Genomic DNA, 23680 nt, shown 5'->3' on the forward strand with positions numbered 1-23680 from the left:
CCCTCGGCCCCCAGCTACAAACCCCCCCGCGTCCTCTCCGCCCCGGGGGGGGGGTGGCCCCCCCTCGGGGTGCGGGGCGCGGGGCCGGGCCGGGGGGCCCGCCACGGCTGCCGGAGATGGACTACCAGATGTACCAGGCCTGCCGGTTGATCCGGCGGCCGGTGACGCGGCGCAGCAGCTTCCTCATGGAGTTCACCTCCTTTCTCAACGAGCGAAGGGGGTCCGGTGCAGTTGGAACGGAGGAGGGGTGATGATGCCCGCCACGTGGGGCTGTCCGCGACCGCCGCGCACTTCAAGACGGGCGCTGTCGGTCACGGCGGCGAGCAGGTCGCAGGCCAGGTCGCGGGCGACGACGGCGCCGGCGCAGGTGAACGGGCCGCCGCCGAAGGGCAGGTAGGGCCCGCGGGGGCCGGGGCCGTCCCACCTGCCGGGCCGGAACCGGGTGGCCTCGGGCCAGTGCCGTTCGTCGCGGTGCAGCAGATAGGCGCAGACCGACACGCTGTCCCCCGGCTCCAGCCGCACGCCGCCGACCTGATGGGCGCGCAGTACGGGGCGGCCCAGCAGCCACGCCACCGGCCACAGCCGCAGCGACTCCCGTACGGCCGACTCCGCGGGCACGGCCGCCAGGTCGACGCCGTCGGTCGCGGCTGCCAGCAGCGCCCAGGCGACCACGTGGCCCACCGGCGCCACCGAGGTTCGGAAGAGCAGCAGATACACCTGGGCGAGGTGCGCGGCAGGCGTATCGGGCGGGGCGGCCTCGAGTACGGCGTCCAGCAGGTCGCCCTGCCCGCCGGGCCGCGGGCCGGCCCGGCGGGCGAGTACCTCGCCGGTGAGCGCCCGCACCACGCGTGCCCACAGGGCCCGCCGCATCACGCTCGCCAGCTGGCCGCTGGGACGGATCAGGACATCGTTCCACACCACCTGCTCCATCAGCTCCCGCAAGAGCGGCGGGCTGTCCGGCCGCAGCAGCACCTCGGCCAGGAACCGGTACGCGGCGGCCCGCCCGGCCGAAGGCCACTCGCTGACCTCTCCCAGCTCCGCCACCACGGCGGGCAGCCGCTCCCGATGCGCGGCCAGATGGGCGCGTAACGTCGCGCGGGCCGCCCGCCCGATCGCGACCTGCGTCTCCCGCGGCTCCAGCCGGCCGCCGCGGACGTGGAAGAAGTCCGACACGTCGTCGTAGTGGCCCTCATCGTCGTGCAGCACCCGCAGGGCCTCCGCCGGGTCGGCCACGCACAGCGACCCGTCGTCAGGCAACCGGAACACCGGGCCCCGCTCGCGGGCCGCGTGCTCGACGAACCCCAGGGGGTCCCGCCGATACCACCGCGCCGCCCCGTGCGGCCACGGCCGTGTCCCGCCGGGAGCGGCCCGATCCGGTTCTCCGACCGTCGTCATTCCCACCTGCCCATGCATCCGTGATCTCGGGTGTACGCGCACGCCCGCCGCCTGCCGGTACGCGGTGACGGCGGCAAGGACGACACCAAATCAGGAATAGTGCCGGTTAATAAGTGAACGGTGAGGAGTATCGCCACTGAACTTACAGAATCGGAGGAATTTCGGCAATGAATGCACTGTGTCATAATGTCATTGCCGGCCGTGTGGAAGATGGCGCTATATCTCCGAGAAAGCGCCGCCGGGCGCTTTCTCGGAGGTGAAATGGCATTTCACGGTGAGTGCACATGAGGGCTTCCAGGACCCCGCGTGGGTTACGGTGCCGGCATGCTGCTGCGCCTGCTGTGGAAGCCTCTGCCCGAGTCGTGGCCGGCAACAGCGCCCGAGCGGCTTACTGGGCTGCGCGGCCTGGTCGCCCGGCTGCGGGCTATGGCCGCGGGTGCACCGCAGCGCGACGATGTCGAGCGGCGGGTGCGGCGGGCGGCGACGCAGGCGATCGTCCGCGAGGCCTTCCAGCAGACGGTCGCCGAGCAGGACAGCGAGCATCGCGGGCCGGCCGAGTTCGCCGATGCGTGGAAGGCTCGCCTGGCTTCGGGTGGAGTCTGTACGCCGCGGCCAGCCAGGCCAGATCGGAGACGATCGCGCGTGCCAACGCCACGCCCAGCCGCCGTCGAGGAGCGGACGACGCTCCGACCGTGTCGTATGAGTTCTCCATCGCCGCCGATGGCGACTACTCACTCGGGCGCGTCCAGTACGCGATCTGCAAGCACTGCGGCGTCGGCCTACTGAAAAAGATCAGCTTCTCGCCCGAGTGGCACTGCTGCGGGTTCGGCACTCTTGCCCTGCGCGAACCGGAGACCCGCCACCCGGGCGACCAGCACCCCTGCCCGCACTTCTGAGCGTTCGATCCGCCTCTCCACCAGGCACCGTTGATCTCTTGACGAAGGGCAGCGTGTCTGCCGGGGGCAGCCGGTGCAGCGCCGCTCGCCCAGACGCCGGGTCGCGGCCGCGACTCGGACGAGGAGCGGCAGCCCCCAGGCCTGGCGCAGCCGGACGAGGTCATCGGAGGTCGGCCACGCCACGATCGACGACGTGGAGATCCGGGTGGCGGCGCTGATCCGCAGGTGCGATCTCGCCGGACTCGACGCCACGCTGAGCCGCACAGTCAGCGCGTGCCGGCTGGATGATCGCAACCGCCGCAAGGCGCCCGGACCACTGCAAGCCGGGATCAATTCCCGCGCAAGGCGCCGCCCTTAGCGTCGCAGCGTGTTCAAACGACTGCTCCTCGGCGCCGCTCTCACCGCGGCTACGACACTGACGCTCGCCTCCGCCGGACCCGCCTTCGCCGCTCGCGCCTCGGCCGGGACGCCCGCGCCCGGCAAGGTGGCGAACAAGCTGTTCCGCGCCTGGCTGGCCGCCGACCGCGCGGCCGCGGCGAAGGCAGCCACCCCTGCCGCGGTCAAGACGATCTTCACTTATGCCTACCGCGCGCCCGATCGCTTCGACGGCTGCTCCGGCAACGTGTGCAGGTTCGTGCACACAAGCGTGCGCGTGCCCGGCGGGCTTGACGGCATCGCGATGGTGGTCACCGGCTCGAAGGTCAGCAAGGTCTACCTGTCGCGGCACATCACCGAGCCGCCCACCGTGGCCAAGCATCTCTTCGCCGCCTGGAAGCGGGGCGATGAGTACGGCGGGCTCGAGGTCGCCACCTCCGCCACGGTGCAGAAGCTGTTCAAGGTCACCTACGACCCGCGCGGCGTCACCTACTTCTTCCAGGGCTGCAGCAAGGAGCCGCGGGGCTACTCGTGCGCCTACTCCTATGAGGGCGGTGCGATGCTGATGCACGTACGGGGCTCCAGGAACGCCGGCTACGAGGTTCGCTCGATCTCCTACCTGGCCGACTGAGGGGAGAGCAGTCAGAGGCTTGCCAGGGCGACTGCAGGCGGCCCTACGCGATCGAAGACCTCCCGGGTGACGCAGCTGAGCCATGCTCAGCTGCCAGCGGGTCTTGATCGCGGTCCACTCGGCGGCATCCCGGCGGCGATGCCACCCTTTCTCAAGGTCAAGATCACGCTGAGTACCCAGGTATCGCTACGCGATGCACGAGGCTCCACCCGCCCGGGCTGGGTCTCATTGTCTGTTCCGCGCGAACCTTGCGACGTCCGGACCAATCCTGCGATCGCCGCTGCGACATCCGTACCAATCCTGCGACAGGAGAGATCTAAAACAGAGACACCGTGAGAGAGACAGCAATGGACCAAGGCACCCGCGGCCAGCTCATCAGTCGGCCACCCGCCGCCTGGACGCTTCGGCAGGGCCCTCGGTCGGGATAAGCGCGGGCGGACTCGGCCGGCCGGGCAGTAGCCCGGTCAGCGCAGTTCGGATGGCGGCCCGGCTCACTCCATGCGCGCGGGCGAGAGCCGCGATCGAAGTGCCGTGTGCAGCGAGTACGTCAACCGTCATGATCGCCGAATAGGACGTCGCAAGCTCGATCAACGGGCCGGTCCCTCATCAGCCCGCGGCGATCGTGCCATATGTCTATTTATGGGAAGATTGATGCATGGGAGCATCAGTTAGGCAGGTTCAAGTCACCTTCGACTGCGCATCACCTGAGCGCGTCGGTCGTTTCTGGTGCGAAGTGCTGGGATACGTCGCGCCGCCGCCACCGGAGGGGTTTGCCAACTGGGACGACTTCACTCGCACGCTGCCGCCTGAGCAGCGGGATTCATGGTTCGCGTGCACCGACCCCTCGGGCGTGGGTCCGCGCCTGTACTTCCAGCGCGTTCCGGAAGGCAAGGTTGTTAAGAACCGGCTGCACCTTGACGTGCGGGTCGGCACCGGGCTGGTGGGTGAAGAGCGCCTGGCGGCCCTTGAGGCCGAATGCGCGCGACTGATCTCGCTCGGTGCGGTCCGCGTGCGGCTCCTACCGGCCGATGAGGACAACGAGTCGTGCCTGGTCATGCAGGACGTCGAGGGCAACGAGTTCTGCCTCGCCTGAGTGGGGAGGCAGGAGCCCCCGCCTGCGGTGTCGGCGTGAACGCCACGCCGGACAGCCCAACGCGGAGATTGTTGAGCGCCATGATCGGGAATTCCGGCACATGCGTCGGCTCCACGGTTGTGCCGGCGGGGTGAGGGCGACTCCGGGCAGCCGCTCCGCGAAACGCACTACACAGGAAGCAGAACGCCGCGTCGTTCGTGAACGGCGCGGCGTTGGAAACTGTTTTCAGGCGTTCTCGGCCGTCTTCTTCAGGCGCTCCAGCCAGGCCGTCAGCGAGGCATCGAGCGCGGCGGCCATGCTCTCGGCATCGGCGCGGATGGGGTCGCCGTCCCAGGACTCCTCGGTGTGCACCTGGACGATGCCGTCGGCCTCGGTGAACGTCCACTGGTGGATCCCGTCGATGCCGTGCGCGGGGCCGCCCCAGAGGATGCGGTACGGCTCCTCGACCGCGTACACGGTGGAGGCGATCTCCATCCCGAACGTGGTCCAGTGGAAGACCGAGCCGGGGACCAGAGGGCCGTCGGCGGAGGCGGCGGTGATGTCGCTCTGCCAGGAGGTCCAGCCGGACACGTCCGTGTGCAGGTCCCAGACCCGCCGCAGAGGCGCGTCGATGGTGATGGAGTGGCGGGCGACGACGGGGGCGGAGGTGTCGATTCCGGTGATCACTTGTTGTCCTCGATCCAGTGGCCGTGGATGCCGGCGGGCACCCTGCGGGGGAGTTCCACGATGGCGATGGGGTCGCGTGCGATGTCGGTGGCGTCGAGCACGAGCAGCTGGGAGGCGTCGGCGTGCAGGTCGCTGACGATGGTGAGCAGGTAGCCGTCGTCCTCGCCGGTCGCGCCCTCGGCGGGGACGAACACGGCCTCGCCCGGCATGCGGTGCTCGCCGTGTGACAGCAGCTGCCGGCGTCCGGTGGCGGTGTCGAACTTGATGGTGTGGTAGCCGGACAGGCCCGCGCCGGGGAAGGCGACGGCGTAGCTGTAGCGGTTGGTCGCGCCGGTGAGGTCGTCGTTGATGGAGGGGAACTCGGTGGCGAGGTCGTCCAGGGGCTCGTCGGTGGCCTTGCCGGTGGCGGGGTCGAGGATCCAGCGGTGGAGGGTCGAGCCCGCGTCGGGGCTGACGCCGTACCCCGGCGCGCCGATCCACCACTTCCAGGAGCTCTCCCACGACGACCGGTCGTAGCGCGGGCCTTCGACGACGACGCGTCCGTGCCGGTCGACGTAGGCGTTGGTGACGTGCAGGAGCGCGGCCTGCTCGACCTCGAACCAGGTCACCCGCGACGGCCCGGTACGCGGCATGACCCCGATCCTGAACGGCACGTCGTCGTGCCACCGGTACGGGATGCCCGAGTGCTCGGCATGGTCGAAGACCACCGGCGAGTTGAGGAACACGACGTGCTCGCGCGTGATGGCGAAGTCGTGCATGAGCGACGGGCCCGACCCGTCGACGACCTCCGAGCGGACGATCTCCCCGGAGGCGGAGGCGACGTGGTAGGTCAGGTAGGGCGGGAACGGGCTGTAGCTGTAGAAGTGCAGCTCGCCGGTCACCGGGTCCTCCTTGGGGTGAGCGGTCATCGCGCTGGTGAGCTTGCCGCCGAAGTCGTACACGCCGACGGTGTCGAGGTCGGCGGTGACCTCCCAGGGCAGGTTGGCCTCCTGGAGGGCGAGGTAGCGACCGCCGTGGAAGATGATGTTGGTGGCGGCGGCGCTGACCTCCAGCTCGGTGCCGGTGAACGGCACGCCGTCCAGGAACGGGGTGCGTACCCAGCGGTTGCGGTACCACTCGGCGCGCCCGCCGGACAGCCGCACGCCGTGGATCATGCCCTCGCCCCTGAACCAGTGGCTGGGGGTGATGCCCGGCTTGGGGTTGTGGCCGTTGCGGAAGTAGCGGCCGTTCAGCTCCGGCGGCAGCGTGCCGTGCACGGTGAGCTCGCGAGCAGTGATCTCATCGGTTACCGGGGTGAAATGGCCGGTGAGGTACGGCTTGGGCAGTTCCGTCATCAAAGGTCGTCCTTTCGGATCGTGACAAGGGTGATCAATACGGTCAGGAGGGTGATGAGGGCGGCGGCTACGAACGTTCCGCGGTAGCCGCCGGTGAGCGAGACGGTGGTCAGGACGGCGAGGCCGATCGCGCCGCCGATCTGCCGGGTCGCGTTGACCAGCCCACCCGCGAGACCGCTGTCGGCGGCCGGCACGCCCGCCGCCGACAGCGCGGTGAGCTGGACGAACGCCGCTCCCAGCCCGGCGCCGATAAGCACCGAGGGGCCGAGCAGGGCGTTCAGGAAGGTCCCGTCGGACGGGGCCCGCGCCAGCCAGGCGAGCCCGGCGGCGAGCAGGAGCAGCCCGCCCGCCAGCACGACCCGGCCAGACAACCGCCGGGTCAGCCGGGGAGTCGCCCAGGAGGCCAGGGTGATCATCAGCGCGAGCGGGAGCTGGGTCAGCCCCGCCTCCATCGGCGTGTAACCGAGGATGCGCTGCTGGTAGAGCGGCAGGAAGAAGAACAGGCCGAGCCAGACCGCGCCCAGCAACGCCATCAGCACATTGGACGCGGCGACCGAGCCGACCTTGAAGACGCGCGGGGGCACCAGGGGGTCGGCCGACCGGCGTTGCAGGTGGAGGAAGAGGCCGAGCAGCAGCATCCCCGCGGCCACGGCGGGCCAGACGCCGCCGGACACCCCGTACGTGAGGGCGGTCAGCCCCAGGGTGACGGCGAGCGCGCCCGGCAGGTCGAGACGGCCGCCGCGTGGCCGGTCGGCGGGCAGCAGCCGCCAGGTGGCCACCAGCACGGCCACGGCCACCGGGACCATGACCCAGAACACCGAGCGCCAGCCGTAGGTGTCGCTGAGCAGACCGCCGAGCAGCACGCCCGCCGCCCCTCCGACGCCGGAGACAGCGCCCCACACGCCGAGCGCGGCGCCGCGTCGTGGCCCGTCGTGGAACAGGGTCAGCACCATGGCCAGCGCGGTGGGCGCGAGCAGCGCCGCGCCGACGCCCTGGACGGCTCTGGCCGCGATGAGCGTGACGACGTCGTCCGCAAGCGCCGCGCCGAGCGAGGAGGCGGCGAACAGGGCAGTACCGAGCAGGAAGACGCGGCGCAGCCCGTACACGTCACCGGAGCGGCCGCCGAGCAGCAACAGCGAGCCGAAGGCCAGCACGTAGGCGTTGACCACCCACGACAGCCCGGCGGGATCGAGCCCGAGCCCGGTGCGCAGCTGCGGCAGTGCGACGTTCACGATCGAGGTGCTCAGCACCACGAGGAACTGAGCCGTGGCGAGGACCGCCAGCGGCGTCCAGCCCGTCGTGGTGGTGGCCGGGGAGACGGAAGCGCTGCTCATGGCCATGACACTCGCAGCGGCCGGGGAATGCTCGCGTCGGTGGTTCTCACCTATCCGGGGGCCGCGCCGCCTACGTATGACCTACGTCATTACGGAAGGATTGCCAGCATATGGATGCATCGCTGGTCGGACGACAAGAAGAGATCGCACGCGTGGACGCGCTGCTCGACGCGGCCCGGCAGGGGCAAGGCGGAGCCCTGGTCCTGCGCGGCGAGCCCGGCATCGGCAAGACCTCATTGCTGCGGCACGCGGAACAGGCGGCAGGCGACTTCCTGGTCATGCGGGCCTTCGGCGCGGAGTTCGAGATGGAGCTGCCGTTCGCGGTCCTGCACCAGCTCTGCGCGCCGATCCTGAGCAACGTGACGGCGCTGCCCGTCCCCCACCGCAAGGCGTTGGAGATCGCCTTCGGTCTGGACACCGGCACCCCCGACCCCTTCCTGGTCGGCGTCGCGACCCTCGGCCTGCTGATCGAGGTCGCCCCGGAACGTCCGCTGCTCTGCCTGGTCGACGACGCGCAGTGGCTCGACCACGCCTCGGCCAGGGCGCTGGCCTTCCTGGCCCGCAGGGTCGCCGGCGAGCGGGTGGCCCTGCTGCTGTCGGTACGCGAGCCGTACCGGCTTCCCGAGTTCGACAAGCTGCCGAGCCTGACACTCAAGGGCTTGGGCGAGCTCGATGCCCGCGCGCTGCTGGCAGCCGCGATCCGCGCCCCGCTGGACGAGCGCGTACGCGACCGCATCCTCGCCGAAGCCCGCGGCAACCCGCTGGCGCTGCTTGAGCTGCCCAGGAGCGCCGGCCTGGCCGGGATGGCCGGCGGTTTCGCCCTGCCTCCGTCCGCGCCGGGCGTGATCGAGCAGAGCTTCCGTGCCCGGCTGGAGCTACTGTCGCCGCAGGCCCGGCTGCTGCTCACCGTCGCTGCGACCGACCCGGTCGGTGATCCGGGGCTGCTGTGGCGGGCGGCCGAACTCCTGGGCATCGAGCCGTCGGCGAGCACCGAGGCCTCCGCGCTGGTCGAGTTCGGCACCAGGATCCGCTTCAGCCATCCCCTCGCCAGGTCGGCCGCCTACCGCGCCGCCTCGGCGGACGACCGGCGACGGGCGCACGAGGCGCTGGCCGCGGTGACCGACCCCGCCGCGGACCCCGACCGGCTGGCCTGGCACCGCGCCGAGGCCAGCACCGGCCCCGACGAGGAGGTCGCGGCCGAGCTGGAACGGTCGGCGGCCCGCGCCCAGGCGAGGGGCGGCGTGGCCGCCGCCGCGGCCTTCCTGGAACGGTCCGCCGCGCTCACCCTCACCCCCGATCTCCGGACCGAGCGTGTGCTCGCCGCCGCCCAGGCCAAGCTGTCGGTCGGCGCGTACGACGTGGCCGCCGAGCTCCTCACCGCCGCCGAGACCGCCCCGCTCGACCAGCGGCAACGGGCCAGGATCGACCTGCTGCACGGGAAGCTGTCGTTCGCCCGGCGCCGGGGCGGCGAGGGGCCCACGACGTACCTGCTGAGCGCGGCCGCCCGGCTGGCCGATCTCGATCCGGCTTGGTCACGGGCCTGCTATCTGGACGCGATGGAGACCGGCATCCTGGTCGGCGGGCTCGGTCCGGTGGCGGCGGCGGCCCGCGAGGCCCCGCCCGCGCCTCAGCCGCCCTCCAGTGCCGACGCCGTCCTGGACGGCCTGGTCACGCTGGTCACCGACGGGCACCTGGCCGCGGCCCCCGTGCTCGGGCCGGTCGTCGGGAACGCGGGCGACGAGGTGTGGGCCCGCTGGCCGTCGATGGGCTTCATGCTGGCCGTGGAGCTGTGGGACCACGACGCCCTGCACGGCGTCCCCGCCCGCGTCGTCGCGGCCGGGCGCGAATCCGGCTCGTTCCACCTGCTGCCGATCGGGCTCGCGATGCTGGCCACGGCCTCCGTGCACGCGGGCGACTTCGGCGCCGCCACGGAGATGATCTCCGAGGAGGAGGCCATCGCCGCGGCCACCGGCGCCGCGCCGCTGGTCTACCCGCGCCTCCACCTGGCCGCCATGCGCGGCCGCCGCGAGGAGGCGGTCAAGCTGTTCGACAGCGTGCTCGCGGCGAGCCAGCGGATGAGCCTCAGCGTCCAGTGGGCGACGAGCGTGCTCAACAACGGACTGGCCGACTACCGGGCGGCGCTGGAGGCCGCCCGGCAGGCCGTCGCGCACGGCGACCTCGGATTGTCCGGGCTGGCGCTGCCCGAGCTGGTCGAGGCTGCCGTACGCTGCGGCGAGACCGAGCTGGCCGCCTCTGCCCTGCGTACGCTCTCCGAACGCACCCGAGCCGGCAGGCAGGCGTGGGGCCTCGGCGTCGAGGCGTACTCCCGCGCCCTGGTCACCGAGGACGAGAACGCCTACCACGAGGCCGTCGAACACCTCGACGCCACCCCGATGGCGATCTACCGCGCCCGCGCGCACCTGCTGTACGGAGAGTCACTGCGCCGTCAGGGACGGCGGCGCGAGGCCCGCGAGCGGCTGCGCACGGCCCATGAGCTGCTGTCCGACCTCGGCGCGCAGGCGTTCGCCGACCGCGCGGCGGCTGAGCTGCGCGCCACCGGCGAGCACGCGAGAAGCCGCTCCTCGCAGGCGTCGGACCAGCTCACGCTGCAGGAGCTGCACATCGCCCGGCTGGTCGCCGACGGTGCCAGCTCCAAGGAGGTGGCGGCCAAGCTGTTCCTCAGCCCACGCACGGTGGACGCGCACCTGCGCAACATCTTCCGTAAGCTCGGCCTCACCTCGCGCAGGCAGCTGAAAGACCTCCCCGGCATCCGCTAGCCGCATAGTGGCCCGCGCGGCCTCCGGCCCCGTAATCGTCAGCACGGGGCCGGGCCAGTTCAGCCCGTACTTGGCCCGGTAGGCGCCGGAGACCCGCTCGATCAGCGCGGGCTCGTCCACGGGCGCCAGCCGTACGAGCACGGTCACACCGTCCAGCTCGATCTCCGTATCCGCGCCCGCCAGCGCCCTGCGGTACCACCCGCTCCGGTGACCGAAGGCAGAGCGGACATACGCCGCACCGTCGATCGCCACCACCCAGATCGGCCTGGCCGACCACCTTCCGTCCGCGTGCTGCACGCGTATCACGATCTCCACTGCCTCGGCGCATCCGTCCATGGCCCCACAGTGCCGACGACCCCGTCGGAACCGCGTCGGCGATGACTGCCTACCTCTCCCGCATAGGCAGGTTTCACCGACGCGAGCGGCAGGGCCGCGCGGCCACAGTGAGCGTCATGACAACGACTGACACCATCTCGTCCACGCTTTCCGGCGAGCAGACCAGCGACCCCAAGCCTGCGAAGAAGAACAAGGCCAGGCGGCGTACGGCGAAAGGGCTGGCGTGGTTCGCGCTGCTCCTCACGGCCGTGCTCGTGCTGGCCGAGCCGTGGCTGCTGCTCCCCGCGGCCGCCCTGCTCGCCGCGATCACCCTGTGGGACTGACACGCCCCATGTCTGAACCCCTCTTCCTCACCGACATGCTGCTGGCTCTCGCGGTCATGGCCGCCGCGGCGGCCCTCGGCCTCCGGGCCGGCCGGTCCCGCCCGATCCTGTACAGCACAGCGGCTCTCGTCCTGGCCCGGCTCGCCGTGGCGGCCCTGCTGCTCACCGGCGGGCTGCCGCTGGCCGGTCCACGGCTTCTCCTCCAGGTGCCCCTCGCGGCGATCCCCCTTGCCCTGGCCTTCTTCCGGTCGGAAGCTCGGCGTCCCGCAGCGGTGGGCGCGGGGCTATCCGCTCTATGGCTGTTCTTCCCCTACGCCCACTCGGCTTCCTCGCCGCTCCGGCAGTCGTCCTCACCCTGGCCTACCAGGGCAACGTGACCGCGTCGGACACGATGGCCGGACACCACCACATGGGCACGAGCGTCGCCGACCTGACCGGCCCTGGAGACAGAACGCCCGATGTGCGGGTCACCCTGACCGCCGCGCACAGCAAGATCAAGCTGGCCTCCGGCCGCGAGATCGACGCGCTGACCTTCAACGGCCAGGCCCCCGGCCCGCAAATCCGGGCCAAGAAGGGCCAACTGCTTGAGGTCACCCTACTCAACACCGACGTCAAGGAGGGCGTGACGCTGCACTGGCACGGCGTCGACGTGCCCAACGCCGAAGACGGCGTGCCCGGCGTCACCCAGGAAGCCGTCATGCCTGGCCAGAAGCACGTCTACCGGTTCGTGCCCAATTGCACCGGCACGTTCTGGTACCACACCCATCGCGCCTCGTCGCTGACAGTTGTGCTGCGGCGCGCAGCACCTGAGCTTCCGACGACGGATGCGTCGGCGGGCCAAGGCGGCAACAATGTGCATGGTGGCAGTGATGGCGAGCTGTGCCTGGCCATCAGGACGGTGACGCCCGCCAGCGAGTTGCTCGGGCTGACCGCAGCGGATGTGACTGGGCGAGGCCCTGATCTGTGTCCGGTGCAAGGGAGCTGGGCGTGACAGTGGCTCTCGGCGAGTCCGGAGCCGTTCTGGCCGCAACCGGTGAGATCGGCGCCACCCAAGTGGCGCCGGCATGGTCCAGCGCCGTGCGCTCACCCAGCATTGCTTCCTGGATAACCGTCGTTATCCGGCAAGATAGCGATCACGCACCGGGCAGATCTGCGAGGCCAACGCACGCTTCGCTTCCCGGTTGTCCGACAGGCCAGCGCGTTGACCAGCGTCCTGCGGTTACGCACAGCCAGCGAGCCGACTGCGCCCGCCACGCCATCGCCCACAGCCCCACGTGGTGCGAGGTCATGTCGGGGGTGACGCGCGCGTCGTCGGCCTCCCACGCGATCTCCGAGACGACGAACTCCACCATCAGCTCGAATGCCTGGCCCGATCGGCGAGTGGGGACAGCCCCTCCGCGCTGCCCAACTGGGCGTCGCTGGAGCGACCGGCGGAGGCGCCTGTGGAACGTTCCACTGATTGCTACAAAGGGTGGGGTGAAGTCGTGATCTTCGTGGCGCGCACGGCGGCGCGCATCGGCGAGGTCTCCGGAGTCCGTGTCGGAGACATCGACACCACGACGTGGACCTGGACCGTCCGCAGGCAGACGACGCCAGGCCCGGGTGGTCTCGCCGACAAAGGGACGAAGGGCAAGCGGGCCAGGAAGGTCCCGATCATCGCCGAGGTCCGAGAGTTGGTGCTGCGGCGTCTTGAGGCCGCCGGCAACGCCCCGACCGCTCGGCTGTTCACTGCTCCCAGAGGGCCGCATCACCACCGCGGTCCTGCGGGACGCTACCCACTGGGACGAGGTCGTGGCGAAGCTCGGCTACGAACACCTCCGCCGGCACGATCTCCGCCACACCGGTCTCACCTGGATGGCCGATGCCGGGGGCCCGGTGCACGTGCTGTGGAAGATCGCCGGTCACGGGCCCCTGACCACCACTCAGCGCTATCTCCCCCTGGACAGCAACTCCCTCGTGGCGGCGAGCAACGCCTTGAGCGCCCATCTCAACCAGGGCTGGTCCCAAGCTCCGGGTGGTGTAGATGATCAGCATGATCGCGGAGAGAAGCAGAAAGACCGGCCTACCTGGGCTTTCACCCAGGCCGACCGGCCTTGTTTCACCGTCGGGACGACAGGATTTGAACCTGCGACCCCTTGACCCCCAGGCACATCATGAGGGGGCGGGATCATGGACGATACCCGCCCCCGCCTGGGCTTACGGTCCCGTACGGTCCTCAGGAGTCCATGACCGTCCGGGACGGTTGTCACTCAGTTAGTCACCCAGCATTTGGGCTGCCGGTTGGGGCTGCTGCCACACATCACGCCCGTTGCTCCACAGCTCGGAGGCGTGGTACGCGAACCGGTCGAACAGGCCGTCATCCTGGTACCGCCGCAGGTGCAGCATCGGCGAGTCGTGTCCGACGAGCTTGGCCAGATGAGGCGTGACGAGCATCTCCGAGTCGAACCGGAAGACGCTCATGGCGATGTGCTCGTCACCGTACCTGGCCTCGACTCCTGGGACGTCGCGTAGTTGCTCGATCTCCGACAGGGTGATCCGGATACGTGTGGAGACCGTCAACGGGACGTTCTCCACCTCCTCACGGCGTCGGGTGACCTCGCTCTCGGGGTCGCCGACGAGGAACCGTATCTTGCAGCCCTGCTGAGCCTTCCGCTTGAGGACCTTGGCGAGATTGGGGTGTTCCAGCCACAGGAAGTAGTTCGTGTAACCGGCGAACACGATCTCGTTGCGCGCCGCGGTGATGAGGTTCCGCCAGATCGACTTCGGACATGCGGAACGATACGGATAAACGGTCAACACTTCCTTGTCGGGTCCCGTTTTTACCGTATTGCGAATTGCGTCTGGCCATAACACGGCTGTCTCAACTCCTAGTGCCTCTGCGGCGGCCCACTGGTGCCGCAGGTGCGGAACGCGAGTCTCGTCTTGCAACCAGCGTTCTACCGTCTTGACGTCCACCCCACACCGATCAGCCAAGTTCTGGTTCGTGACCTGGGCGTTCAGCATGGCGCGGCGTAGGGCGACGTTGGCCACGGTACACCTCGGGGGGGCGAAGGACGTCAGGGACGTTTTGAGCGTAACGCCGTAACGTCCTGGACGTCTCGATAACGCGGTGGGTTCGTCACGGGTAAGTAAGCACGCTGATCTCATGTCAACGCCGGTGATTCTCGAAGACCTCCAAGCAGCCTTTCCCGGTTGGTGTATTTGGCGAAGTTCTGCTGGGCGTCTATGGGCAACTCGAAACGGCCGGCGCCTATCCAAGACAGAGATAGATCACGGCCTCTGCCAGACCCTCGACGCCGACGACGTCGCCGAACTCGCCGAGCAGTTGAGGGAACAGGAAGCGGCGGAGCAGGCCCCATGAACGCCCCTCCGTCCCGAGTGGGCTGCCGCGCCAAGATCGTGGACATGCTGCACAGCCCAGCGCGGACACGAGCCTCGGCCGAATGGCTCTTGGGCCAGCGCGGAACCGTGGTGGGCGTGCTCAGGAACGGAACACTGGCGCTGCTCAAACTGGACGACGGGCCGAGCGTCTTTCCAGGCGGAGTACGGCGCTGGCCGGTCCACTGGGATGACCTGCTCGTATACACGGTTCAGCCGGGCCCTGACGAGCCCGCCGAGGACTATCGGCTCGGGCTGACTGGTAGCGGCCGCGAAGCGATCCATCACGCCGTACGACCCGGCACGGTGTTCGGTGCATGTGGAGCGCTGGCCCATCCGCTGCCCATGTGCGGCTGGTCTCTGCCTTTCAAGGCGACGGCGGCCAGGGCGTGCCCGGAGTGCTCCCACCTGGTCAGGACGGCCTCATAGACGAGGCGGCGGCATGATCGACCTCTCGGCGCTACCGGGTGCGCCGAGCTTCCCCGGCTCATGCTGTCGCCTCCCCCAGTGGCCGTTGCATCCCACGGCCACTCTTCCCCCACCCCCGATAGCTGCCCGATTGTGTGGCCCGACCGAGGTGTCAACCCCGTCTTCCGATGCCGTGCCCTTGCGGCTTCCACGCGACCCCACGCCATGCCGCACAGACGGGGTTGACGCCGACCGAGGGACACGAACAATGCGATATCGGGGGCGGGGTACGGACCTCAGCCCGCGCCCATGTGCGATCGGCACGGCAAGGACCCGCAAGCAGAGAAGCCCCTGGTAGATGCGTTGTCGACCAAAAGCAAAGCATCTTCAGGAGTGCTGCCCTCTTCTCGCAGGTGAGCTCGTCAAGGCCATCCTCGTCCTTCAGCTCTGCGAGGCGGGATGAAAAGACTCAATGGTCGATGGATCAAAATATTGTCCGAGCAGATCGCCATAAAAACAGCGCACTGTTATCCTGGATGCCAGAAACGCGAAACAGGCAGCGATTGACGCCATCAAATGCATCGTCGACAAGAACGGCTGAGAAGACAATGTCATCTGGTACCCGTAATCACTGGACTCCTGCCAGGCCCCCTGAGGACGGCATCGCAGCCCAGCGCGTGCGCGAGTGGATCGATGCCGGCGAGGGGGGACTGGACGCCGTAGGGCTCAACCTCTCCGGCGCCGACCTCTCCCACGGCGACTTCTCCGAATCATGGTTCACCGGCGCAAAGCTGGTGAACATGCGGCTGAGAGGAGCGGAGTTGTACCGCTCGGACGCCCACGGTGCCGACTTCAGCGGAGCAGATCTGACGGAATGCTCGTTGGTGCGAGTCAACCTTGATGACGCGGTCATGCGAGGGGCTATCCTTGACGGAGCGAATTTGGCGAAGGCGTCTCTTTATGGTGTTGACGCATCAGGGGCAAGTTGTCGCGGAACGCAGTTCATGGGCTCTTCGTTGCTGGGGGTAAATCTTCGTTGCGCAGATCTCAGTAATGCTGTGTTTCAAGAAAATTCATTCAAGGTCACGTTGGACCACAACACCAAGCTCGTTGGTGCATCTGGGTCCGTTTTCGGGCCTGCGGTGATCGTTGAAAATGTGATTTCCCGCGAACTCTCCGGTGCCGCGCTCGAAGAATGGCTCACACTCAAAGGTGGGTCGCTGCGTGTCATGACGAATGATCGGTTCTAATAGCCCATCGCTACTAATGGCCCCCTTCGATGCAAGAGTCCTTCATATCGTTCGCAGAGGCTATTCTGAACAAGACGAGCCGGGCGAACACTATGACGTTTACGTTACCGATTACGGCGCATATGTCGATCTAATCCACACCAAATACGAGCCGCAGGGAATGTTGCCGTTGGATGAGTTCGGCGATAACGACCCCGACGATGATGGCGGCTACGTTGAGGTGCCCACGCAGGATCTGAGAGCAATTCGCCGAGCGATCTTGGAGCTCGATGACTTCGTGAAGGCAGACGCCCTTAGGCTTTGAAGCTTCCATCGTTGACGCCTCGCCGCCGTAGAGCGGGGCGGTGCGCGCCGGGACCGGCCCCCAGGCCGCAGCCCGGCGCGCTGGCCGCCCGGAGCGGGCGGCGGCGCGGCGAGCGAAGCGAGCCCTTGAACCAGTGAAGAAGATTTGAGCCCATCAGACGCGCAGGATGATCTGGCTGTCGCCCCCGGCCTGTTCGATCTCGGCGGCGGGGAGGGCTTCGAAGCGGTCGGCGGGGGCTTCGATCTCGGTGTACTCCAGGGGCCGTCGGTCGTTGCTGAGCATGACGCGGCGGACGATCAGGAGCGGAGTCCCTATGGGTTCCATGTTGAGGTCTTCCCAGGTCTCGCCATAGGGCATCTGCGCGTGGACGGTGGTGATCCAGCGCAGCGGACCGTAAGTACGTTCCAGGTGGGCGTAGTACTCCTCGCATGGGATCTCGTCATCCAGGTAGGGCCGGCCGTTCTCGTCAGCGGTGACGGTGCCCACGTGGTCTGCGATGACATAGGAGCTGAGGTGGATCCGGGCATGGGTCTTGCTGTGCTGCCAGTGGGCGTAGCGGTAGATGCTCATGCGGCCTCGGCGCACGCCCAGGATGTCGGCTCTTGAGCCTTCGATGCTCATGAAGATCGGCGCGATGGCGGGGAGCCCTGCGGCAATGCGTTCGGCGTCGCTGGCGACGGTGACGTGCTCCCACCCTTGCTGTGCGGGATCGTATCCGGGGCTGAGTAGATCTTCGCGCTCGGTGCCGCCGAGTTGGATCAGGCGCCGGTCGGGCGTAGGGCGGACGAAGGTGCCTCGGCCATGGGCGACGGTTAGAAGTCCCTCGCCGACGAGTTGGGCGATGGCCTTGCGGATCGTGGGGCGAGACGTTGCGTACTCAGCCGCCAGGAATGCCTCACCCGGTAGGGCCTGGCCTGGTTTGTAGTGGTCTTGCAGGACGTCGGTGCGCAGTAGGTCGGCGATGATGCGCCACCGGGCGGCTGCCTTCTCGTCTGTCATGCTTCTTTGCTTCCCTTCCCACGTTTGCTCTTTACAAGACGTAGCACGTCTTGGCTACCATGTCCATGTGAGCCAAGACGTAGCACGTGTTGAAGCACATGTAGGCGACGAGGCGAAGGAGGTCATCATCAGCAAGGAGGAAAGCGCACACGACCAGCCGGACTGGCTGGTCGATCTGGCTCGGGTCGTCAACTCCCCTGGCTACCGCAGGTGGAAGGCCATGGTCGCCGCCATCGGCGGCTGCTCCCACCCGATCCACCTCGCAGGCGAATCCCTGATCGTGGACGCGCGAACCGGCGAGGTCCTGCACACCTACCGCACCGATGACGAACCGTCCGGGCGGCTCCTGGTCGCCTGCGGCAATCGCCGTGCTTCGGTCTGCCCGGCCTGCTCAGAGGTCTATCGCGCCGACACCTTCCAGCTCATCCGCGCCGGGCTGTCTGGAGGCAAGGGCGCGCCAGAGACGGTCAGCGCCCATCCTCGGGCGTTCGTCACTCTCACCGCCCCGTCGTTCGGACCAGTCCACTCGGAACGGGACGGCAAGCCATGCCGTCCCCGCAGGCGCGACAAGCTCTGCGAGCACCAGCGCCCGGTCGGGTGCCACGTCCGCCACGATCGGCACGATCCACGGCTCGGCCAGCCTCTCTGCCCGGACTGCTACGACTACACCGGCGCGGTCCTCTGGCAGGCGCACGCGGGCGGGCTGTGGCATCGCTTCACCTTGGAAGTGCGCCGCAGCCTGGCCAGCGGAGCAGGGATGAGCCGCCGGGAGTTCAGCCGTCTCGTTCGGGTGTCGTTCGCCAAGGTCGCCGAGTACCAACGGCGCGGCCTGGTTCACTTCCACGCCGTCATCCGCCTGGACGGCCCCGGCAGTTCACAGGAACCGCCCCCTGACTGGGCCGATCACCTTCTCCTCGTCCGCGCGGTTTCGGCTGCCGTCCAGAGGGTCCGGCTTGTCACTCCCCCAAGTCCTCTTGGCCGGTGGGAGTTGCGGTGGGGTGACCAACTGGATATCCGGCCTATCCTGCTCGACCCGAACGCCGAAGGTCTGAGCGAACGAGCAGTGGCGGGCTACATCGCCAAGTACGCCACCAAGGGCGCCGAAGCCTCCGGCACCGTTGACCATCGCCTGTCGTGCCCGGCCTGCGCAGGGCGAGGACGGCTGAGTCTGATGGCCACCTGCGGCCTATGCCACGGCACCGGCCTCAAGCCCGGTCTCCACCTCGACGCCCTTCCCGTCACCGAGCACGCCCGACGCATGATCCGTACCTGCTGGGACCTCGGCGCGCGCCCCGAGTTCGCCGCCCTCCGGCTCCGCCCCTGGGCGCACATGCTCGGGTTCCGGGGACACTTCTCCACCAAGAGCCGCCGCTACTCCACCACCCTCGGGGACCTGCGCAGCGCACGCGCCCAGCATCGGGCCGCCGAAGCGCGGGAGCATCATGGCCTGCCCGCTGTCGGCGATGCGACCACGCTCGTGCTCGGGCACTGGCGGTTCGCCGGGATCGGCTACACACCAGGTGAAGCCATCATGGCCGAGCACATCCGGCAGCGCGTCCAGACCGCCCGAAAGATCGCGGCAGAGGCGGAGGACGGATGACACCAGCCCCATCCGCCCACGATCGGCGGCTCTACCGCGTCACCGACGCCATGCACCTGCTCAGCCTCAGCCGGAGCGTGATCTACGAGCTCATCCGCTCAGGACGGCTCCGCTCCGTCACCCAGGGGCGTACGCGCCTCATCCCCGCCTCAGCCATAGAGGACTACATCTCCCTACTCGAACAGGAGGCTTCATGACCGAACGACGCAGCCGGGGAGACGGCGGCCTGCACTGGGACGAGAAGCGGCAACGTTGGATCGCCTCGGTGACGGTCGGCTACACCCCGGCCGGCAAGCGCATCGTCAAGAAGGCGAGCGGCAAGACCAAGACCGAAGCCAAGGCCAAGCTCAAAGAGATCATCCGCGACCACGAGGACGGACTTGCCAGCGGCCCGGCGAACTACACCGTGGCGGATGCCGTGACGAGCTGGCTCGCCTACGGCCTCCACGGCCGTAATCAGAACACGGTCATCAACTACCGAACCCTGTGCGACAAGCACATCATCCCCGACCTTGGCGCGCGCAAGCTGCGCGAACTGAGCGCCGAGGACGTGGACCGATGGCTCGTCGGCAAGGCCAAGGTACTCAGCGCCCGCACAGTACGGCTGCTCCACTCGTGCCTGAACCGCGCGGTGAAGTTCGCCCAGGCCCGCGACAAGGTGAAGCGCAACGTCGTGGGCCTCTGCGAGATCCCCGAGGGCAAGGAAGGCCGTCCGTCCAAGTCCCTCACCCTCGACCAGGCGACGGCCCTCCTCGACGCGGCCGAGGGGACGCGCCTGTACGCCTACGTCGTCCTCTCGCTGCTGATCGGTGCCCGTACGGAGGAGCTGCGGGCGCTCACCTGGAAGGAGGTCGATCTTGTCGGGGACCCGGACAGGGACATCCCACCGTGGATCGCCGTGTGGCGCTCCGTACGCGAAGGAGGCGACACCAAGACCAAGCGCTCACGGCGCTCCCTGGCGCTGCCCAAGCGCTGCGTGGAAGCGTTGAAGGCGCACCGCGAGCAACAGCGGAAGGACAGGAAGGCGGCGGGCGACAAGTGGCAGGATCACGGGCTCGTCTTCGCCTCGCTCGTCGGCACACCACTCGACGCCCACAATGTCCGACGCGCGTTCCGGAAGATCGTCAAGGATGCCGGGATGCCCGCGTACTACTGGACACCCCGCGAGATGCGGCACAGCTTCGTCTCGCTGCTCTCCGACTCCGGCGTCCCGCTGGAGGACATCGCCCGCCTCGTCGGCCACAGCGGGACAGCGGTCACCGAAGCCGTCTACCGCAAGCAGATCCGCCCCGTACTCCTGCAAGGAGCGGCGGCGATGGACACCCTCTTCGCCCGGTAGTCACTCAGTTAGTCACTCACCAATGCGAAAGGGTGCCATCCTGATGGATGACACCCTGCTCGACCAGTGTCGAACTGGTCGGGACGACAGGATTTGAACCTGCGACCCCTTGACCCCCAGTCAAGTGCGCTACCAAGCTGCGCTACGTCCCGGTGTGTGTCCGTCCCTGCGGGGCGAGACGTCATAACCTTAGCGCACATCGGAGGCGCCCGTGCACATCGCGGGCGGGAGCGGAGGGGACCTTGGGGCGTAGGCCGGCGATCGACCGCGGGGAGCTGGCGAGGCTCGTGGCCGAGGGGTGGAACGTGCGGGATCTGGCCGCGCACTTCGGCGTGAGCGAGTCCGGGGTGCTCCAGGCCAAGCGTGCCGCCGGGCTGGTGAAGCCGACGCTCGATCACAGCCGGGCCGTGCCGTGGAAGGTGGCGCGGGCGCACATCCAGTCCGGGCCCGCCACGAACCTGCGCAACCTGTCCGCCGCCGCCCAGGGGAAGCCGCCGGCGTCCGAGCGGTTGAACACCGCGCTGCGGTGGGCGCAGCGGCTCGTCGACGCGGGGCTCGACGTGGCGTACGACCCCGAGGAGGGGTTCCGGGAGGTGCCCGCCGACCCGAGCGGTCGATCCCATGTGGCGATGGTGCTGGCCGAGGCGCGGGAAGCGCTCCACGTCGAGTGAATCGCGATCCGCCGGGCGGCGAGCTTCGTCTCACGCGGCGGCTCTCTGGCGATCTCCCCTTCGGAACGCGCCTGAGGGCCCCGCTCAGCCTCTCCCCCGCGGTCCGGGGCCCGATGCCCTCCCTGGCCGCGTCGTGGCTGACAGGGGCCTGTACGCCGTCCCTGAGCGTTTCGAGCGCCCGTTCGGGGGCAGACGCTGGTCTCAACACAGAGACCGGAGGCGAAGAACATGTCCACCTTGATCTGGGTGGCCGTCGTCGTGGTCGCGGTGGTGGCGCTCGCCGCAGTCGGCTACGTGGTGCTTCAGCAACAGCGCCGCAGCCGCCTCCGCGCCCGTTTCGGCCCCGAGTACGAACGTCTGATGGCCGAGCACGACAGCAAGAAGGAGGCCGAGCAGGAACTGCTGGCCCGTGAGCAGCGGCACGCGGAGCTCGACATCCGGCCCCTTTCCGAGCAGACGCGCAACAGCTACGCCAAGCGGTGGACCGAGGTGCAGGAGCGCTTCGTGGACGCGCCCGGCTTCGCGGTGACCGAGGCGGACCAGCTCGTGACGTCGGTCATGTCCGACCGCGGCTACCCGACGGACGACTTCGAGCAGCGGCTGTCCGACCTGTCCGTGGCCCACGCCTCGACGCTCGACCACTACCGCAAGGCCCATGAGATCAGCGGGCGCGCGGCCCGCAAGGAGGCCTCCACCGAGGAGCTCCGGCAGGCGATGGTCCACTACCGAGCGCTTTTTGAGGAACTGCTCGAAGAGACGACGCGAGGACGGTGAAGGACGTGGGTGAAGAGATGCGGGTGCCGTCGCAGCGCGGCGACCACCCTGACGACCGGTGGAACGACCGTCGTCGCGGCGCGCTCGACGACGTACGCGGCGACGACGACGTACGGGCGGCGCGGCCGGAGGACGACGACCTTCGCGTGATCGTCGATGACGACCACGACCACGACCGCGGTCATGACCATGGCCGTGATCGCGACAGCGACCGTGACGGGCTGACGGGCATGGCCCACGACCCGGCGCGGGGTGCGACGACCGGTGACGACGTCCTGGTGGCCGGCGGTGAGGATGTCCGCCGTACGCGCGGCGACGGCGACGGTCCCGATGACGGCGGCTTCACGGGCGGCCCCGGCCGCAGTGACGCCTCGCGCGACGACCTGCGTGACGACCTGCGTGACGACCGCGACGGTGACGGTCACCTCGATGACGGGCGCGCCGACGACCGCCATACCGATGACCACCGCAGCAATGACCACCGCAGCAATGACCATCACACCGATGATCTGGCCGGTCCCGGACACGTGCGCGGTTCGAACGACGTGTACGGCTCGACCGAGCTGACCGGGCCGAACGACGCGAACGCGCGGCGCGACCCCTACGCCACCGGCGTCTCCACCGGCCCCGGCCCCGCCGTCGACGAGGACGTGGCGGGCCCCGCTCGCACCGCCCACGACGCTCCCCCGGCGACCGGCGACGACACCCCCGGCACCGGCGCGGACGGTGGCGCCAAGCCGTCCCACGCCGCCCCGGCCGACATCGTGCTGTTCGATCGGGACCCGGCCGAGGTGCAGGCGCGCTGGCGCGAGCTGCAGGCCGGCTTCGTGGACGACCCGGGTGAGGCCGTCAGGCGGGCCGACGGGCTGGTCGGCGAGGTAGTCGAGGCGCTCACGAGCGCGCTGACGTCCCGCACCGGCGAGCTGCGGCAGCGCTGGAGCGGCTCCGACGACCACGACACCGAGCAGCTCCGCCTGGCGCTGCGCGAATACCGGACGGTGCTGGAGCGCCTGCTGGCCCTCACCGGCGACACCGCCGGCACGGGCGCGGCCAGCAGCACGGGCGGCGGCACGGCCACCGGCACCATCACAGGGACGAGGTGAGAGGCTCATGCTCGCGGTTGTCGCGGCGATCGTGTTCGGGCTGGGGTTCCTGCTCGACTTGGTCAACGTCCGGATCCCGGGCGGCATCTCCGGTACGACGTTCATGCTCCTGGGGCTGATGTTCCTCGCCCTGCACCAGGCGGGCGTGGGGACGGCGAGCATCCGCGGCGGCTACAGCGGCTGGCGCGGACGCACGAGAAGGTGAGCCACAGCAGGGGACAGGAGAAAGGCCCCCGGAGCGGGGGCCTTTCTCCTGCGACGGCTCACGAGGACTTGGCCGGGAAGCGCATCACGACCGTGCTGCCCCCGTCGCCCACCCGCAGGTGCAGGTCGGAGGAGAGCATGCGGGCGACCCACAGCCCCATGCCGCCGACGGAGCCGGGCATGGGGCCGGGCTTCCAGGTGCCGTGGTCGTGCACCTCGACCACGACGTCGCCGTCCTCGACCCACAGCCGCACCCTGGCCTCGTCGTCGCCGTGGGTGACGGCGTTGGTGGCGACCTCGTTCACGGCGATGACGAAGTCGCCGATGGCCTCGTCGGGCATGCCGGCGCGGCGGGCCTCGTTCTCGGCGAACTGCCGGACCCGTGGCAGGTCCGGCAGCCGGTAGACGATCTTCTTTGCGGGCGTGCCGGGCGGCGGGCCGGTGAGGCCCGCGTCAGGAGGATGCCCGTCCTCGCGCACCCGGCGACCCG

The 23680-nt window shown here is 69.2% G+C and carries 25 protein-coding genes, 1 tRNA gene and 1 pseudogene; 17 read left to right on the top strand and 10 right to left on the bottom strand.

Annotated features, from left to right (window positions below; translation table 11 throughout):
- Nucleotides 1–204: 204 nt before the first annotated feature.
- Complete coding sequence (locus HT134_RS05480) at nucleotides 205–1395, bottom strand: cytochrome P450 (RefSeq protein WP_175599104.1); 1191 nt, start codon at nucleotides 1393–1395, stop codon at nucleotides 205–207.
- Between the two features lie 692 nt (nucleotides 1396–2087).
- On the opposite strand from HT134_RS05480, the gene HT134_RS05485 reads away from it, so the two are divergent.
- From HT134_RS05485 to HT134_RS05495, 3 genes are all read left to right on the top strand, one after another.
- Nucleotides 2088–2291: a hypothetical protein gene (locus tag HT134_RS05485; protein ID WP_175599105.1), complete on the top strand. Its 204-nt coding sequence runs from the start codon at nucleotides 2088–2090 to the stop codon at nucleotides 2289–2291.
- A 367-nt stretch (nucleotides 2292–2658) separates the two neighbouring features.
- On the top strand, nucleotides 2659–3297 hold the full coding sequence (locus HT134_RS05490; RefSeq protein WP_175599106.1) for a hypothetical protein: 639 nt from the start codon (nucleotides 2659–2661) through the stop codon (nucleotides 3295–3297).
- A gap of 655 nt (nucleotides 3298–3952) precedes the next feature.
- Nucleotides 3953–4390 (top strand): VOC family protein, encoded by a 438-nt coding sequence (locus tag HT134_RS05495; RefSeq protein WP_175599107.1) that lies wholly within the window; start codon nucleotides 3953–3955, stop codon nucleotides 4388–4390.
- A 225-nt stretch (nucleotides 4391–4615) separates the two neighbouring features.
- On the opposite strand, the gene HT134_RS05500 is transcribed toward HT134_RS05495, so the two are convergent.
- Genes HT134_RS05500 through HT134_RS05510 form a run of 3 tightly spaced genes read right to left on the bottom strand, consistent with a single transcriptional unit; the run spans nucleotide 4616 to nucleotide 7724 of the window.
- Nucleotides 4616–5056: an SRPBCC family protein gene (locus HT134_RS05500; protein WP_175599108.1), complete on the bottom strand. Its 441-nt coding sequence runs from the start codon at nucleotides 5054–5056 to the stop codon at nucleotides 4616–4618.
- Complete coding sequence (locus HT134_RS05505; protein WP_175599109.1) at nucleotides 5053–6390, bottom strand: carotenoid oxygenase family protein; 1338 nt, start codon at nucleotides 6388–6390, stop codon at nucleotides 5053–5055. Before HT134_RS05505 ends, HT134_RS05500 begins: the two co-directional genes overlap by 4 nt.
- Nucleotides 6390–7724 (bottom strand): MFS transporter, encoded by a 1335-nt coding sequence (locus HT134_RS05510; protein ID WP_217707192.1) that lies wholly within the window; start codon nucleotides 7722–7724, stop codon nucleotides 6390–6392. The genes HT134_RS05505 and HT134_RS05510 overlap by 1 nt, the downstream gene beginning before the upstream one ends.
- Nucleotides 7725–7834: 110 nt before the next feature.
- Here HT134_RS05510 and HT134_RS05515 point away from each other — a divergent pair, with 110 nt between their 5' ends.
- Complete coding sequence (locus tag HT134_RS05515; RefSeq protein ID WP_175599111.1) at nucleotides 7835–10501, top strand: AAA family ATPase; 2667 nt, start codon at nucleotides 7835–7837, stop codon at nucleotides 10499–10501.
- 9 nt (nucleotides 10502–10510) lie between these two features.
- On the opposite strand, the pseudogene HT134_RS48015 reads toward HT134_RS05515, so the two are convergent.
- A pseudogene (locus tag HT134_RS48015) lies at nucleotides 10511–10837 on the bottom strand (DUF2255 family protein); the annotation flags it as partial.
- Between the two features lie 116 nt (nucleotides 10838–10953).
- Here HT134_RS48015 and HT134_RS05525 point away from each other — a divergent pair.
- From HT134_RS05525 to HT134_RS48020, 4 genes are all read left to right on the top strand, one after another.
- A complete protein-coding gene (locus tag HT134_RS05525; protein ID WP_175599112.1) occupies nucleotides 10954–11160 on the top strand; it encodes a hypothetical protein in 207 nt (68 codons plus the stop codon).
- An 8-nt stretch (nucleotides 11161–11168) separates the two neighbouring features.
- On the top strand, nucleotides 11169–11537 hold the full coding sequence (locus HT134_RS05530; RefSeq protein ID WP_175599113.1) for a hypothetical protein: 369 nt from the start codon (nucleotides 11169–11171) through the stop codon (nucleotides 11535–11537).
- Nucleotides 11534–12151 (top strand): multicopper oxidase domain-containing protein, encoded by a 618-nt coding sequence (locus HT134_RS05535; RefSeq protein WP_217707193.1) that lies wholly within the window; start codon nucleotides 11534–11536, stop codon nucleotides 12149–12151. Before HT134_RS05530 ends, HT134_RS05535 begins: the two co-directional genes overlap by 4 nt.
- A gap of 800 nt (nucleotides 12152–12951) precedes the next feature.
- A complete protein-coding gene (locus HT134_RS48020) occupies nucleotides 12952–13299 on the top strand; it encodes a tyrosine-type recombinase/integrase (RefSeq protein WP_217707194.1) in 348 nt (115 codons plus the stop codon).
- Nucleotides 13300–13413: 114 nt separating this feature from the next.
- Here HT134_RS48020 and HT134_RS05545 read toward each other — a convergent pair whose 3' ends face one another.
- Nucleotides 13414–14190: a hypothetical protein gene (locus tag HT134_RS05545; RefSeq protein ID WP_312887984.1), complete on the bottom strand. Its 777-nt coding sequence runs from the start codon at nucleotides 14188–14190 to the stop codon at nucleotides 13414–13416.
- Between the two features lie 1433 nt (nucleotides 14191–15623).
- Here HT134_RS05545 and HT134_RS05550 point away from each other — a divergent pair.
- Both HT134_RS05550 and HT134_RS05555 read left to right on the top strand, forming a co-directional pair.
- Nucleotides 15624–16196 (top strand): pentapeptide repeat-containing protein, encoded by a 573-nt coding sequence (locus HT134_RS05550; RefSeq protein WP_175599115.1) that lies wholly within the window; start codon nucleotides 15624–15626, stop codon nucleotides 16194–16196.
- Between the two features lie 16 nt (nucleotides 16197–16212).
- Nucleotides 16213–16500, top strand: coding sequence for a hypothetical protein (locus HT134_RS05555; RefSeq protein ID WP_175599116.1), 288 nt, complete (start codon nucleotides 16213–16215; stop codon nucleotides 16498–16500).
- A gap of 153 nt (nucleotides 16501–16653) precedes the next feature.
- Here the strand turns inward: HT134_RS05555 and HT134_RS05560 are convergent, their stop codons facing one another.
- Nucleotides 16654–17499 (bottom strand): GntR family transcriptional regulator, encoded by an 846-nt coding sequence (locus HT134_RS05560; RefSeq protein ID WP_175599117.1) that lies wholly within the window; start codon nucleotides 17497–17499, stop codon nucleotides 16654–16656.
- A 67-nt stretch (nucleotides 17500–17566) separates the two neighbouring features.
- Between HT134_RS05560 and HT134_RS05565 the strand changes: the two genes are divergently transcribed.
- Genes HT134_RS05565 through HT134_RS05575 form a run of 3 tightly spaced genes read left to right on the top strand, consistent with a single transcriptional unit; the run spans nucleotide 17567 to nucleotide 20438 of the window.
- A complete protein-coding gene (locus tag HT134_RS05565; RefSeq protein ID WP_312887985.1) occupies nucleotides 17567–19099 on the top strand; it encodes a replication initiator in 1533 nt (510 codons plus the stop codon).
- Nucleotides 19096–19296 (top strand): helix-turn-helix domain-containing protein, encoded by a 201-nt coding sequence (locus HT134_RS05570; RefSeq protein WP_175599118.1) that lies wholly within the window; start codon nucleotides 19096–19098, stop codon nucleotides 19294–19296. Before HT134_RS05565 ends, HT134_RS05570 begins: the two co-directional genes overlap by 4 nt.
- On the top strand, nucleotides 19293–20438 hold the full coding sequence (locus HT134_RS05575) for a tyrosine-type recombinase/integrase (protein WP_175599119.1): 1146 nt from the start codon (nucleotides 19293–19295) through the stop codon (nucleotides 20436–20438). Before HT134_RS05570 ends, HT134_RS05575 begins: the two co-directional genes overlap by 4 nt.
- A 75-nt stretch (nucleotides 20439–20513) precedes the next feature.
- On the opposite strand, the gene HT134_RS05580 is transcribed toward HT134_RS05575, so the two are convergent.
- A tRNA-Pro gene (locus tag HT134_RS05580) sits at nucleotides 20514–20590 on the bottom strand.
- Nucleotides 20591–20680: 90 nt separating this feature from the next.
- Here HT134_RS05580 and HT134_RS05585 point away from each other — a divergent pair.
- Together HT134_RS05585 and HT134_RS05590 are read left to right on the top strand one after the other, a co-directional pair.
- Complete coding sequence (locus HT134_RS05585; RefSeq protein WP_175599120.1) at nucleotides 20681–21109, top strand: hypothetical protein; 429 nt, start codon at nucleotides 20681–20683, stop codon at nucleotides 21107–21109.
- A gap of 228 nt (nucleotides 21110–21337) precedes the next feature.
- The gene (locus HT134_RS05590; protein WP_175599121.1) at nucleotides 21338–21883 is read left to right on the top strand and encodes a hypothetical protein; all 546 of its coding nucleotides are present in this window, start codon (nucleotides 21338–21340) and stop codon (nucleotides 21881–21883) included.
- Here HT134_RS05590 and HT134_RS05595 read toward each other — a convergent pair.
- Nucleotides 21832–22410, bottom strand: a complete 579-nt coding sequence (locus HT134_RS05595) for a hypothetical protein (protein ID WP_175599122.1) — start codon at nucleotides 22408–22410, stop codon at nucleotides 21832–21834. The genes HT134_RS05590 and HT134_RS05595 overlap by 52 nt on opposite strands.
- Here HT134_RS05595 and HT134_RS05600 point away from each other — a divergent pair, their 5' ends adjacent.
- Together HT134_RS05600 and HT134_RS05605 are read left to right on the top strand one after the other, a co-directional pair.
- Nucleotides 22411–22986, top strand: coding sequence for a hypothetical protein (locus HT134_RS05600; protein WP_175599123.1), 576 nt, complete (start codon nucleotides 22411–22413; stop codon nucleotides 22984–22986).
- A 7-nt stretch (nucleotides 22987–22993) separates the two neighbouring features.
- Complete coding sequence (locus tag HT134_RS05605; protein ID WP_175599124.1) at nucleotides 22994–23191, top strand: hypothetical protein; 198 nt, start codon at nucleotides 22994–22996, stop codon at nucleotides 23189–23191.
- 58 nt (nucleotides 23192–23249) lie between these two features.
- Here the strand turns inward: HT134_RS05605 and HT134_RS46755 are convergent, their stop codons facing one another.
- A complete protein-coding gene (locus HT134_RS46755) occupies nucleotides 23250–23669 on the bottom strand; it encodes an ATP-binding protein (protein ID WP_175599125.1) in 420 nt (139 codons plus the stop codon).
- Between the last annotated feature and the right edge of the window lie 11 nt (nucleotides 23670–23680).

Origin of the sequence: Nonomuraea rhodomycinica (assembly GCF_013363995.1) — a bacterium.
Classification (GTDB): Bacteria; Actinomycetota; Actinomycetes; order Streptosporangiales; family Streptosporangiaceae; genus Nonomuraea; species Nonomuraea rhodomycinica.

Excerpts from the sequence above, each read along its gene's own strand:
- HT134_RS05560 (WP_175599117.1), bottom strand. The coding sequence starts at position 17,499 with ATGACAGACGAGAAGGCAGCCGCCCGGTGGCGCATCATCGCCGACCTA.
- HT134_RS05605 (WP_175599124.1), top strand. The coding sequence starts at position 22,994 with ATGCTCGCGGTTGTCGCGGCGATCGTGTTCGGGCTGGGGTTCCTGCTC.
- HT134_RS05495 (WP_175599107.1), top strand. The coding sequence starts at position 3,953 with ATGGGAGCATCAGTTAGGCAGGTTCAAGTCACCTTCGACTGCGCATCA.
- HT134_RS05530 (WP_175599113.1), top strand. The coding sequence starts at position 11,169 with ATGTCTGAACCCCTCTTCCTCACCGACATGCTGCTGGCTCTCGCGGTC.
- HT134_RS05555 (WP_175599116.1), top strand. The coding sequence starts at position 16,213 with ATGGCCCCCTTCGATGCAAGAGTCCTTCATATCGTTCGCAGAGGCTAT.
- HT134_RS05590 (WP_175599121.1), top strand. The coding sequence starts at position 21,338 with ATGTCCACCTTGATCTGGGTGGCCGTCGTCGTGGTCGCGGTGGTGGCG.
- HT134_RS05570 (WP_175599118.1), top strand. The coding sequence starts at position 19,096 with ATGACACCAGCCCCATCCGCCCACGATCGGCGGCTCTACCGCGTCACC.
- HT134_RS05480 (WP_175599104.1), bottom strand. The coding sequence starts at position 1,395 with ATGACGACGGTCGGAGAACCGGATCGGGCCGCTCCCGGCGGGACACGG.
- HT134_RS05575 (WP_175599119.1), top strand. The coding sequence starts at position 19,293 with ATGACCGAACGACGCAGCCGGGGAGACGGCGGCCTGCACTGGGACGAG.
- HT134_RS05510 (WP_217707192.1), bottom strand. The coding sequence starts at position 7,724 with ATGAGCAGCGCTTCCGTCTCCCCGGCCACCACCACGACGGGCTGGACG.
- HT134_RS05505 (WP_175599109.1), bottom strand. The coding sequence starts at position 6,390 with ATGACGGAACTGCCCAAGCCGTACCTCACCGGCCATTTCACCCCGGTA.
- HT134_RS05525 (WP_175599112.1), top strand. The coding sequence starts at position 10,954 with ATGACAACGACTGACACCATCTCGTCCACGCTTTCCGGCGAGCAGACC.
- HT134_RS05515 (WP_175599111.1), top strand. The coding sequence starts at position 7,835 with ATGGATGCATCGCTGGTCGGACGACAAGAAGAGATCGCACGCGTGGAC.